Here is a 12,099-nt window from a genome sequence, read left to right as displayed (position 1 = left end):
TCGACATACCAATCACGGCCAGTGACACAACTCATCCGGACGGCGGAGTCGATAGTCGATCAGATGCCCTAGCATCCACAAACATCGAATCGATGCTTGTCAGTGGGGGGCTCGGCATTGAATGTCTTCGGCAAACCCAATCTCCGGCGCTCGGTAACGGTCTTCGCGATCGGTGCCACCGTCGTCACACTCGCGGCACCAGCGGCGAACGCCAAAGCGCCGGCCGACCCGGCGGACCGGACGTACGCCCAGATCGCCGCACTCCAGCAGCTCAAGAAGTCTCTGACCCCGACCGAGCGCAAACTCGACAGCCGTCTCGCCGTCGAATTGCGCAAGCGCGACAACAGGGTGGCGACAAGCGCGCTGCCGAAGCTCACCACCGGCCTCGAGATCTCCAAGTCGGGTACGACCGAGGTCGAGGTCCACGCGAAACAGGTTGATGACAACCTGCTCGACCGGCTCCGCAAGGCCGGCGCCGGGATCCGCTTCCCGTCGCCGAAGACCGGCACCGTGCTGGTCGAGGCACCTCTCACGGCACTGCCGGCGATCGCCGCCTGGCCGGACGTGACCCGCGTCAACGCCGAGCACGGCCAGATCAGCGGCCGGCAGATCGACCCGGCCCGCAAGCCGGACACCGAGGCCAAGGACGAGAAGGCGGCAAGGATCGAGACCGCCCTGCGGGCAGCCGAGGCAGCTCCGCGGGTCGCTGCGGCCAGTCAGGGGTCGGTCGTCTCAGAGGGCGACCGTACGCACGCAGCCGACACAGCCCGTTCCCGATACAAAGTCACCGGTACCGGCGTCAAGGTCTGCGCCCTGTCCGACGGCGTGGACTCGCTCGCCCAGGCGCAGGCGAGCGGTGACCTGCCCGCCGACCTCGACGTGCTGCCCGGCCAGGAGGGCTCGGGCGACGAGGGCACCGCGATGCTGGAGATCCTCCACGACCTGGTGCCGAACGCGAAGCTCGGTTTCGCGACCGCGTTCACCAGCGAGATCAGCTTCGCGGAGAACATCCGCGCGCTGCGCTTCACCGGCAACTGCGACATCATCGTCGACGACGTCGTGTACTACCACGAGAGCCCGTTCCAGGACGGCCTCCCGGCTCAGGCGGTCAACGACGTCACCGCCGACGGCGCGTTCTACTTCAGCTCCGCCGGCAACGAGGGCAACAAACTCGACGGTACGTCCGGCAACTGGGAGGGCGACTTCGCCGACTCGGGCCGCGGTATCGGCAAGTTCGCCGGCGCCGCACACGACTTCGACCCGGGCTCGGGCGTGCAGGTGCTGAACCCGTTGTCGCCGAACAGCGCCAACCGGGTGACCACCCTGTGGTGGGCGGACCCGCTGCTGGGCTCGGCCAACGACTACGACCTGTACCTGCTGAACTCCGCGGGCGAGGTGACGTCGTTCTCGCAGGACGTGCAGGACGGCGACGACGACCCGTTCGAGATCCTCGCCACCGGTGCCGCCGCCAACCAGCGGCTCGCCGTGGTGAAGTTCTCCGGGGCGGCGCGCTATCTGCAGCTCAGCGCGTTCCGCGGCCGGTTCGTCGACTCGCCCGACGGTACACTGAAGGGCTTCTCGACCTCCGGCATCTCGCGCGGGCACAGCGCCGCCGTGAACGCGTTCTCGGTCGCCGCGACCCCGGCCAAGGACCCCCTCGACTTCAACCTCGAGGTCGGTGACCCGCCGAACCCGGCCGGGCCCTACCCGAACGTGCACACCCGGCAGTCCAAGCCGGAGCGGTTCACCTCGGACGGTCCGCGCCGGATCTTCTTCGACGCCGACGGCACCGCGATCACGCCCGGGGACTTCTCCTCCACCGGCGGGACCGTGCGGGCCAAACCGGACATCACCGCTGCTGACGGCGTGAACACGTCGATCGCCGACTTCGCGCCGTTCTTCGGCACCTCGGCGTCGGCACCGCACGCCGCCGCGATCGCGGCGCTGGCTCTCTCCGGCAACCCGGGGCTGACCAACGCCGAGATCCGTGCCGCGCTGACCGGCACCGCGCTGGACCTGGCACCGGCCGGATACGACAACCGCACCGGCCACGGCGTGATCCGCGCCGACCTCCTGCTGCGCAACACCGGTGCCACACCGCAGCCGCTGGTCCGGGCGAGCACGCCGACGGTCACACCGACCACCGGCGACGGCGACGCGTACCTCGAGCCCGGCGAGCAGGCCACCGTGGCGCTGCCGGCCGAGAACGTCGGCGACGGCACCGCAACCGGCGTCAACGTGGTCGTCGAATCGGACGACGCCAGGGCGACGGTCACGCCGCGCGCCTCCTCCTACGGCAACATCGCCGCGGGAGCCACCAAGTCGAAGAACTACACGCTGAAGCTCGCCGCCGGGTATCCGCTGGGCCGCCCGGTCACCCTGCGCGTGCGGGTGACGTTCGCCGGCTACCTCTCACCGACAAGCACCACCCTCGTGATCGGAACCGGACAACCTTCAACAACAGTGCAAGATTTCGCGTACGGTGGCCCGGCTATTCCCATCCCGGACAACGACCCCACCGGCGCCACGGCCACCGTCGACGTCACCGGCGTCGGCTACGCCTCGTCGCTCACCTTCTCCCTCGACGGCACAGCCTGCTCCACAACGGCCGCGTCGCCCACGGTGGGCATCGACCACACCTTCGTCGCCGACCTGGTCGGCACCCTCACCGCCCCCGACGGCCGCTCCGCGACGCTCTTCTCGCGCAGCGGCGGCGGCGGCAACAACCTGTGCCAGGTGGTCTTCGACGACGCCGCCACGACACCGTTCTCCTCGGTGACGTCGACCGGCGCACCGTTCACCGGCACGTGGAAACCCGACAGCGCCCTGTCGTCGCTCCGGGTCTCCTCAGCCGACGGCACGTGGAAGCTCCACGTCCGCGACGCCGTCGGCGCCGACACCGGCTCGATCAGGGCCTTCTCGCTGCACATCGCCGGCTTCGAACCGGCCTGACCCACAAGGCCGTCCACGACCGGACGCCACGACCGGAGCCCGTCTATGCCCCCAGGCATAGGCGGGCTCCGCCGGTAGCAAGATGTGCGGCGACGGGTGGTTCCGTGATGCTGAGCGGCATGACGAACGAGAACAGTTCCGGGCGCCGCGGATGGGTCATCGCGGCGGTGAGTGTCGGCCTGGTCGCCCTGGTCGCCGGAAAGCTGATGGGACCGGCAGAGCTCGCCGACCACGTGCTGGAGACCTGGTACGGCCAGGTGGCCTCGGGCGCGGTCATGATCGGCCTCGTCGCGCTGACGCTCTGGCTGTTCGACCGCGCCTACCGCCGCTGACCGGTGGTCAGAACCAGCAGGGGTGTCCCTCGCGGGCGTCGCCCTTGGTGAGGGTCTGCTCGCCGGTGCCGTCGGCGCGCTGGACCACGACCTTCGGATGGTTGAGGTCGCCGCGGACGAAGGCGAACCACTCGCCGTTCGGGGACCAGGTCGGGTCCATCTCACGCTCGGGCTTGCTGGTGACCTGCTCCGGCTGCGAACCGTCCGTGCCGATCATCCAGATGTCGGTGTTCTCGTCGTCGACCTTCTTCGTGAACAGGACCTTGTCGCCCTTCGGGGAGATCGCCGGGTCGACCGCCTCGCCGAGGCCGGCCGGCGTGATCGGGCGCCCGGGCTCCTGGGGGTCGGCGACGTTCAGTTCGAAGACGGATCGGACACCGTCGTTCTCGGCCCAGTAGATGATGGACCTGCCGTCGGGTGACCAGACCGGGTCGTCCTTTGCCGCTTTCGAGCTGGTGAGCTGCTCGGCGTCACCACCGGCGATCGGCTGGACGAAGATCTGGTTGACCTTCCTCACCTGCTTGACGTAGGCGATCCTGGTGTCGTCGGCCGACCAGGCGACCCGGCCACCGGTGACGTCCTCGGCGAACTGGCTGCGGTCGTTGCCGTTCCGGTCCATCAGGAAGATCGCGTTCTTCCCGCCGGCCTCCCGGTGCGTCAGTGCGATCAGCTGACGGTTGTTGGACCAGCGCGGGAGGACGTCGCCGGCCTCGGTCCCGGGCAGTTCGCGCCGGGTGTCGCCGTCGGGGCTGAGGAAGAAGATCCGGGGCTTCCAGGTCGCCCGGTCGCCCATGTCGCCACCGGTGTCCATCCGGACCAGCATGGTGTCGGTGGGCAGCGGGGCAGGCCCGGCGACCGACGGTGAGGCCGCGGTGCTCGGACCAGCGTTGGAGCGCTCGCCGTCGGGCCAGTTCGACAGGGCCACCCCGGTCGCGGCGGCAGCCAGCGCGACCACGGCGACGCCGGCGATCACAAGCGTGCGGCGGCGGTTACCGGCGGGCGCCGAGGGCGGAGCGTAGGTGGTGGGGACGAACTGGGTGCTGGGCTCGGCGACATCAAGGCCGGAAGCGGGCCCGAGAGCGGAAACGGGAGCGGGAGACGAAGGCGCATCCGCCTGCGTGGTGCCGTCGAACGCTTCGATCCGGGTGGCGCTTCGCGGAACGGGAATGCGCGTGGTGGACGCCTCAGCCGCCGCGGCCAGCGCGGCAGCAGCCTCAGCAGCCTCCGCCGCGGCCCAGGGGTCGGCCGGGGTACGCAGGTCGGTGAAGTCCGCCTGGTGCCCGCGAGCGGGAGACACCGCGGGGCCGCTGAAAGCCGGTGCCGCACCGTTGGGAACCGTAGTGGCCGGCGCCGCCGCCGGTGCCGCCGCCGCCGGCGCCGTGTAGGCCGGCTCAGCCGGCTCGGTAGCAGCTGCACCAGCCGTGGCCCCGGCCGTCGCGTTGGCCGGCGACACATCGGCCAAGGCAGTATCGGTGGCCACCGCAGCGGGAACAGGAGGAGCCGCAGCAGGGGCGACAGCAGCGGGAACGGGTCCGGAAAGGTGCAGCGCCGCCCCGAGCGCCACACTGTGCTCCGGATGCGAATCCGCGATCACCGGCCGCTCGAACTCCGCACCCAGCACCCGGGCGATCAGCGGAATCCGCGACGACCCGCCCGCCAGCAGCACCGCGCTCAACTCGGCCGGCTCCACACCGGCCGACCGCAGGGCACGCCTGGTCGCGTCCACCGTGTCCCGCACCGACGGCGTGATCATCGCCTCGAACTCGGACCGGTGCAGCCGCACCCGGGTGTACCGCCCCGGCAGCGCGATCGGCACCGTCACCTCGGAGTCGAACGAGAGCGACTCCTTCGCCTCGACACAGTCGCGGCGCAGCCGGGCCAGCGCCGGCGCCGTCTCCGGGTCGTCCGGGTCGACGGATTCCCGGCCGCCGTCGAGCGTGCCGAGGATGTGGGCGAGGACCGCCTCGTCGAAGTCGGCCCCGCCCAGCTGGTCCACACCCTCCGGTGTGCCCAGGAGCGTGAACCGGTCGCCGTCGCGGCGCAGCACCGCCACGTCCAGGGTGCCGCCGCCCAGGTCGTACACGACCACCGTCGCTCCCGGCTCGATGCGCCCGGCCGCGGCGTGCCGCTGCGCCACCGCTTCCGGCTCGGAAAGCAGCCGGACCGGTCCGGTGTCGGCCAGCCGGATCGCCTGATCGAGTTGCTCCCGCTTGTACGGCCCCCAGTGCGCCGGATAGGTCAGCGTCACCTCGGCGGGCGGCCCGTCCTGCTGCCGGGCGACCGTGTCGAGCACGTGCCGCAGCAGCTTGGCGGTCAGCGCGTGCGCGGAGAACGGCACCCCACCGGCCAGGATCGGTACGGGGTCACCCAGCCGCCGCTTGAACTCGCGCGCCAGCCGTCCCGGCTCGTCCTGCCCGCGCCGCTCGGCGGCCTCGCCGAACAGCAGCTCGCCGTCGTCCTTGACGAACACCGCCGACGGTATCTCCATACGCCGCGTGCCCAGGCGTACCGACTCGGCCCGCCCACCGGTGCGGACGGCCGCCGCCGTGTGGGTGGTGCCGAGATCGATGCCCAGGCCGTACTCCGCTGTCACGCCACTGACCTTATGGGTTCCCCGCACGCCGGCGGATCCTCCGGTCGGTAGGCATCCTCCGCGTCGCACGCGCCCGTGTGGTCCTGCGAGGTGCGGCTACGGGGAGGGTGCACGCGGTGGCGGCGTTCGCGGCCGGCGGTCTGGCCGGGGGCCTGCTACCCCGGCTGCTCGGGCCGGCGCTAGGCCTGGCCGGGTTCAGCGCCGGGGTGGTCGGCCGGACAAGGGTCGAGCCGTGGCTGCCGGTCGCCGCGGCGGCGCTGCTCGTAGCGGCCCTCGGCGTTGCGATCGTGGTCGAGAGCCTGGCCGGCCGCAGGTTGCGCCTCGGTGAGGTCCTGCGCGTCGGCACGCGGGACTGACCCGGTCAGCCGCTCGAGCGCCTCCTGGGCCCGCTCACGGGCGATCGACGCCCGGTGGTGAAAGGCCGCGGCGTTGGCGACCCGCCGCTCGGCCCGTTCCCGTGCCGCCTTGGCCGCGTCGGCAAGGTCCCGCATTCGCTCGTCCGAGTACATGTCTTCCATCGACCGGGCCGCGACCTCCAGAATCAAAACGGAACCGGCTGGGCGTGCGTTCCGTGAACGAGAAGTGCGCAGCCGGCACAGCGGGCAGACGGGAGGCCGCCGTGAACGCGCCGTCAGCGATGATCCACGTCCGGCGCGCGGACATCGGTACGACCGACATCGCCAGGACCCACGATCTGCTCAGCCGCACCTATGTGGAGCACGAGCCGCGCCTGGCACGACCGGGCGCCGGCTTCGCCTTCCACTCGCGTACGGCGTCCGCGGCCGACCTGAGCATCGACCGGCTGGAGTACCGGGGCGCCGTCGAGGCCACCGCCGACCCGTTCGACTCGATCACCGCTGTCGTCGTCTTCGACGGCTGGTACAGCGTCGACGAGGGCGGCCACACCCGCCGGTACAGCGGCGGTGACGCCTTCCTGGTACCGCTCGGCAGCCGGCTGACCGTCGCCTGGGACCACATCGACCTGCACAACGTCCGGTTCGCCCTGTCGGCCGCCACCCGCGTCGCCGGCCGGCTCGGTGTGGCCGCCGCGGACTTCCGGTTCGACGGCTCGACGCCCGTGTCACAGCGGATGAAGCGGCACTGGATCGCGGCGGCGGGCTTCGTGACCCGCACCTTCGCCGGTACCGAGCCGGCCGTCGCCCACCCGCTCGTCTACGCCAACGCGATCGACACCGTGGCCACCGCCGCCCTCGCCGTGTTCCCGAACACCACCATGACCGTGGCCTACGTCGCCGGTCCCGGCCGGGTGCCACCGGCCGTCGTCCGGCGGGCGATGGCCTACATCGACGAGCACGCCGCGGAGCCGATCACCCTGGAGGACATCGCCGCGGCGGCGCGGATCGGGATACGCGGGCTGCAGGCCGCGTTCGCCAGGCAGGGCGACACCACGCCGATGGGCCACCTCCGCCGGGTACGCATGACCGGCGCCCACCGCGACCTGCGCAGCGGCGACCGGTCCCGGGGGGACACGGTCGCCGCCATCGCCGGCCGCTGGGGTTTCACCACGCCGGGCCGGTTCTCCGTCGAATATCGCAAGATCTACGGCCGGTCACCGGGTCACACCCTGCGAATGTGAGGATCAGCCCCAGATCGCGGTGCTCCACGCCTCGCTGGAGCTGAACCGCGCACCGGTCCACGCGTCCGCCGACCAGGCGCGGCCCGACCAGGCACGGCCGCTCCAGCTCGGGTCGGTCCAGGCCCGGCTGCCACCCCACGGTACCGACGACCACGTCGCCGCGCCCCACGTCTTCGAGGCGAACGACCTGCCGGTCCAGCCGTCACCGGCGATCGGCGCGCCCATCCAGGTGCCACCGTTCCAGGACACCCCGGCCGCCGACATCGCCGCCCAGTTCGCACTGTGGAACGGCCCGAAGATGGTGAACTCGCCGGTCAGCGGCACGTTGTTGCTGACCACCCGGCTGTCGCCGCGGGCGTCGTCGAGTTCGCCGCTGCCGGTGGAGAGCGGGAAGTTCTGGGCGCTGCCCGAGCCGGGCGCCAGACCCAGCGCGGTGTTCACGTTGATCTGCCGGAGCCGCAGCGAGCCGGCCTTGCCGCTGGTCAGGGCGGTGCCGCGCTTGAGCACGTCCTTGACCTGGTCGGGCGTCAGCTGCGGCTTCGCCTGCAGCAGCAGGGCAACGGCCGAGGAGGTGATCGCGGCGGCCTGGGAGGTGCCACTCCCGCGGAAGAGGGTGGTCCCGCTACGGGCTGAGGGGTACGCGTCGTCGATGCTCGATCCGGAGTCCCGCAGCGACAGGATCGACTCGCCGGGAGCCAGTACGTCGATCGGCTTGCCCGCCGTACCGCTGTTGGTGAACGTCGCCAGGTCGTCGTCGGCGGTGGAGAGCGTGCCCTTGGTCGCCGCGGCACCGACCGAGATGACGAACGGGTCGGTCGCCGGGTTGGTCAGCTGCGCCTCGCCGTTGCCGTCGTTGCCGGCCGCGGCGACCACCACGATGCCCGCCTTCCAGGCACGTTCCACGGCGTACTGCAGCGGGTCGGTCGCGGCGGACGGGTTGCCGCCGCTGCCGTACGCCAGGTTCAGCACCCGGATCGGATTGTTCGGGTCGTCGTTGCGGTGCTCGACCACCCAGTCGATGCCGGCGATCACCTGGGAGACGTCGACGGCGCCGTTGGCCGTACCCAGCTTCAGCGAGATCAGCTGGGCACCCGGGGCGAGACCCTTGGTGCCGCTGGCGGCGTCGTTGGCGATGATGATGCCGGCCATGTGGGTGCCGTGACCGTACGAGTCGAGGTAGCGCAGGTTGTCCGCCTGCGACTCGAACGACAGGTCCGGCCCGTTGACCACCCGGGCGGCCGGCAACCCGGCGACCGGTGCCACACCGGTGTCGAGCAGCGCGATGCCGACACCGGCGCCGGTGAGCTTCGCGGCGGCGCCGGCGTCCGCGCCGATGATCGTGCGGACGTCCTTGAGGCTGGTGCCGGCGCCCGTACCGGTCGCCGTGGTCAGCCACGTTCCCGACCAGGCGCGCCCCTGCGGCGCCGCTCTACCCGGGAAGGGCCGTTCGGATATGACACGATCGGGCGCGTCCGGTGCCGGTGCGGCCGAGACCACGCCCGGCGAGCCCATCACGCTGCTGCCGACCAGTGCCAGCGGCAGGGTGGCCGCCGCCGCGGTTCGCCATGCATTTCTCGTACGCGTCATTACGACGTCCTCCGTAGCCTGCCGGTTGCTGTTCGGTCGCAAGCCATCGGCGGGCCCGTACCGGGTCTGAGCTTTTTCCTTTCTTCAGTTCCGCCGTCCGGTGCCGATTACCACGGCCGTGATCCAGGAAGCGCTGTCGGCCGAACTCGACGACCTCGAGAACCACGAGGGTCACGACGTCACGGCCATCCTCGACCGGGCCACCGCCGCCGCGGAGGCAGCGGACCTGCTCGGTGACGTCGTCATGGCGCACCGGGCCAGGCTCGTGCAGGCCGACATGCGCCGCCGCGAGGGTGAGGTCGACCAGGCGGTCCGGGTCTTCCTGACCACGCACCGCTGGGCCGAGCGGCACGAGTGCCGTCCGCTGCTCGCCCGTACCCACTTCCATCTGGCGCTGACGTACCACTACCTCGGTGACCACGCGGCCAGCCTGGAACACTCGCTGAACGCGGTGGAGCTGCTCGACGAGGCGGCGCCGGGCGGGCTGCGGATCATCTACCTGATCCGGCTGGCCAACTCGCTCGCCGAGAACGGCTCGACCGACCAGGCCCGGGAGCGCTACCGGCAGGCGGAGCAGATCGCCGTCGACATCAGTGACGTACGACGTCAGCTGCTCGCCCTGAACAACCTCGCCTACACGGAGCTCGAAGCCGGCAACGCCGCCACCGCCCTCGCCGCCGTCGAGCGGATGTACCGCACCGCCCGCGCCATCGGCCGGGACCTGCTGATCATCGAGCGGGACACGGTCGCCAACATCCACATCAGCGCCGGGCGGTACGCCGAGGCGGAAGCGATCCTCGCCGACGTCTACGACGCACCCCCCTGGTACGAGGCGCACGACGCGGTCGAGGCGGCACTGACCCTCGCCCTCGCTCAGCGGCACCGCAACGCCCTCGACCGGGCACAGGCCAGCCTCGAACACTGCCGGCAGCTCTGCGCCGAGCACCAGCTCAACGCCGTCGCCGTCCGGGTGATGGCCGAACAGGCCGAGCTGTACGCCGCGGCCGGCGACCACCGGGCCGCGTTCGAGGAGTACAAGCGTTACCACTCGGCCAGCGAGCAGCTGCGCTCGACACAGCAGGAGGCCAAGGCCCGCGCCCGCCAGGCCCTGTTCGAGACCGCCGAGGCCCGCCGCGACGCCGAGCGCTACCGCGAGCAGGCCCGCCGGGACCCGCTGACCGGCCTCTACAACCGCCGCTTCGTCGACGAGCGCCTGCCGGACACGCTGGCCGCGGCGACCTCCGGCGCACCGGTCACCCTCTCGGTGATCGACATCGACCACTTCAAGCGCATCAACGACACGCTGTCACACGACACCGGCGACCGGGTGCTGATCGCCGTCGCCGAGGTCCTCTCCGACGAGCAGGACCGCCTCGCCGCCGACGGCTTCGTCGCCCGCCTGGGCGGCGAAGAGTTCCTGCTGGTCCTCCCCGGCATCGGCGCCGGCCGCGCGGACGCGGTCCTGGACGCCATCCGCCTGCGCATCGCCACCCACGGCTGGCATCCGATCACCGGCGACCTCCCCGTCACCGTCAGCATCGGCGCGGTCAGCACCGAAAGCCCCGCCGCCGCCGGCCGCGCCGACCTCCTGGCCGAAGCCGACCGCCGCCTCTACGCCGCCAAACACAACGGCCGCAACCGCGTAATAACCAACTGACCCGCCCACCACCCGCCCACCGGCTGCGCCGGCTGCTCACGGGCTGCGCCGACTGCTCACGGGCTGCGCCGACTGCTCACGGGCTGCGCCGGCTGCTCACGGGCTGCGCCGGCCCGCCCGGCCGGCGCTCACGCACATAATCCGTCGCCCATAAGGTGCGTGAGTGCCGGCTGAGCCCGCCCGGCCGGCAGCCATGCACCTTATCCGGCACTCATAAGGTGCGTGAGTGCCGGCCGGGCGACCGTCTGCCGTGAGCACCTGTGGCAGGGCGGCCGAGTAGCGCGAGGATGTGCTCCAGCGTCGAGCTGTCCGGGGGTACGGGGCGGCGCGGGGCGAACGCAGCCCCCGGCTCCAGGCGGGACGTGTCGTCGGGCACCGCCTCCGCGATCGGCAGAGCAGCATCCAGGACGTCCGGCGGCAGTTCCCAGGGCACACCGAGGGACTGGGCGACATCCCACCCGTGCACCACGAAGTCGACGAAGTGGAAGCTGATCGCCATCCGGCCCGGGATCGGGTACGGCGCCTCGGCCAGCTCAACCTTGCGATCCAGCACGTCGTCCTGTGCGAACGCGGCAAGCACCATCTCCGCCGCCGCTCGATAGGCACCCGAAATGTCCAGCGCGGACGGGGAGGAGGCCGCAGACGGGGAGGAGGCCGCAGATGGGGAAGAGGCCGCGGACGGGGAAGCCCCGAACGCTGCGGCGAAGGCGTGATGCTGCTCCGTCATATGCGCGAGCAACTCCCGCAACCGCCACCCCTCGCACGGCGTTGGCCGATCCAGATCATCGGCACCAACCCGCTCCACCAGCTCGACACTCGCGCGGACCGCGACAGCGTCCAGCGCCCGCAGATCCGGAACATTAATAAGCATTCGCATACTATCTACATCTGCCTACCATCTGTCAATCGGCTAACTTGAGGACGTGAACCGTCCCGACCTGGGCGCGATGCTGATGCGGCTCGCCCGGCAGCTGCTCGCCGTCGAGCAACCCATCCTGGAGAAGCACGACATCTCGATGTGGGGCTACGCCGTCCTCACCGGCCTGGGCGACGGGCCCGACGAGCCGATGCGCACCCAGGCGGCCCTGGCCAGGTCGATCGGCGCGGACAAGACACGCATCATCACGACCTTGGACGAGCTGCAGCGGCGCGGCCTGATCGAGCGCGAGCCCGACCCGGCCGACCGGCGCGTTCGCCTGCTGCGGCTCACGCCCGCCGGCCGGGACCTGCTCACCGCGACACAGACGGCGATCCGGGCAGCCGAAGAGACCGTTCTTGCCCAGCTGCCGCCCGCCGACCGCCGCGTGTTCCTCCAGGCGCTGCAATCTTTGAGCGACGCCGCGGGCTGAGCAACAAAGCAAGCTCAGAGGGGCGCAGCAAG

9 protein-coding genes are annotated in these 12,099 nt (G+C 71.3%); 6 read left to right on the top strand and 3 right to left on the bottom strand.

Annotation, left to right across the window (positions count from 1 at the left end):
* Positions 1–102 precede the first annotated feature (102 nt).
* Positions 103–2,952: a S8 family serine peptidase gene (locus ACFQV6_RS35190; protein WP_378032039.1), complete on the top strand. Its 2,850-nt coding sequence runs from the start codon at positions 103–105 to the stop codon at positions 2,950–2,952.
* A gap of 119 nt (positions 2,953–3,071) precedes the next feature.
* Positions 3,072–3,284, top strand: a complete 213-nt coding sequence (locus ACFQV6_RS35185) for a hypothetical protein (RefSeq protein ID WP_378031995.1) — start codon at positions 3,072–3,074, stop codon at positions 3,282–3,284.
* A gap of 7 nt (positions 3,285–3,291) precedes the next feature.
* Here ACFQV6_RS35185 and ACFQV6_RS35180 read toward each other — a convergent pair whose 3' ends face one another.
* Positions 3,292–5,877: an Hsp70 family protein gene (locus tag ACFQV6_RS35180; RefSeq protein WP_378031994.1), complete on the bottom strand. Its 2,586-nt coding sequence runs from the start codon at positions 5,875–5,877 to the stop codon at positions 3,292–3,294.
* 116 nt (positions 5,878–5,993) lie between these two features.
* On the opposite strand from ACFQV6_RS35180, the gene ACFQV6_RS35175 reads away from it, so the two are divergent.
* A complete protein-coding gene (locus ACFQV6_RS35175; RefSeq protein WP_378031993.1) occupies positions 5,994–6,233 on the top strand; it encodes a hypothetical protein in 240 nt (79 codons plus the stop codon).
* Positions 6,234–6,496: 263 nt separating this feature from the next.
* Positions 6,497–7,474, top strand: a complete 978-nt coding sequence (locus ACFQV6_RS35170; protein WP_378031992.1) for an AraC family transcriptional regulator — start codon at positions 6,497–6,499, stop codon at positions 7,472–7,474.
* A gap of 3 nt (positions 7,475–7,477) precedes the next feature.
* Here ACFQV6_RS35170 and ACFQV6_RS35165 read toward each other — a convergent pair whose 3' ends face one another.
* Positions 7,478–9,061 carry a S8 family serine peptidase gene (locus ACFQV6_RS35165; protein WP_378031991.1) on the bottom strand — a complete coding sequence of 528 codons (1,584 nt, stop codon included), beginning with the start codon at positions 9,059–9,061 and terminating at the stop codon, positions 7,478–7,480.
* 100 nt (positions 9,062–9,161) lie between these two features.
* Here ACFQV6_RS35165 and ACFQV6_RS35160 point away from each other — a divergent pair, with 100 nt between their 5' ends.
* Positions 9,162–10,718 carry a diguanylate cyclase gene (locus ACFQV6_RS35160; protein WP_378031990.1) on the top strand — a complete coding sequence of 519 codons (1,557 nt, stop codon included), beginning with the start codon at positions 9,162–9,164 and terminating at the stop codon, positions 10,716–10,718.
* Between the two features lie 211 nt (positions 10,719–10,929).
* Here ACFQV6_RS35160 and ACFQV6_RS35155 read toward each other — a convergent pair whose 3' ends face one another.
* Complete coding sequence (locus ACFQV6_RS35155) at positions 10,930–11,589, bottom strand: TIGR03086 family metal-binding protein (RefSeq protein ID WP_378031989.1); 660 nt, start codon at positions 11,587–11,589, stop codon at positions 10,930–10,932.
* Positions 11,590–11,641: 52 nt separating this feature from the next.
* On the opposite strand from ACFQV6_RS35155, the gene ACFQV6_RS35150 reads away from it, so the two are divergent.
* Positions 11,642–12,067 carry a MarR family winged helix-turn-helix transcriptional regulator gene (locus ACFQV6_RS35150; RefSeq protein WP_378031988.1) on the top strand — a complete coding sequence of 142 codons (426 nt, stop codon included), beginning with the start codon at positions 11,642–11,644 and terminating at the stop codon, positions 12,065–12,067.
* Positions 12,068–12,099 lie beyond the last annotated feature (32 nt).

The organism is Actinoplanes sp. GCM10030250 (assembly GCF_042666575.1).
Classification (GTDB): domain Bacteria; phylum Actinomycetota; class Actinomycetes; order Mycobacteriales; family Micromonosporaceae; genus Actinoplanes.
Note: the sequence above shows the minus strand (reverse complement) of the source record. Positions and strands in the feature narration are given on the sequence as shown.

What these genes read in the sequence shown, in the direction of transcription:
- ACFQV6_RS35165 (WP_378031991.1), bottom strand. Translation starts at nt 9,061, where the DNA reads ATGACGCGTACGAGAAATGCATGGCGAACCGCGGCGGCGGCCACCCTG.
- ACFQV6_RS35185 (WP_378031995.1), top strand. Translation starts at nt 3,072, where the DNA reads ATGACGAACGAGAACAGTTCCGGGCGCCGCGGATGGGTCATCGCGGCG.
- ACFQV6_RS35155 (WP_378031989.1), bottom strand. Translation starts at nt 11,589, where the DNA reads ATGCTTATTAATGTTCCGGATCTGCGGGCGCTGGACGCTGTCGCGGTC.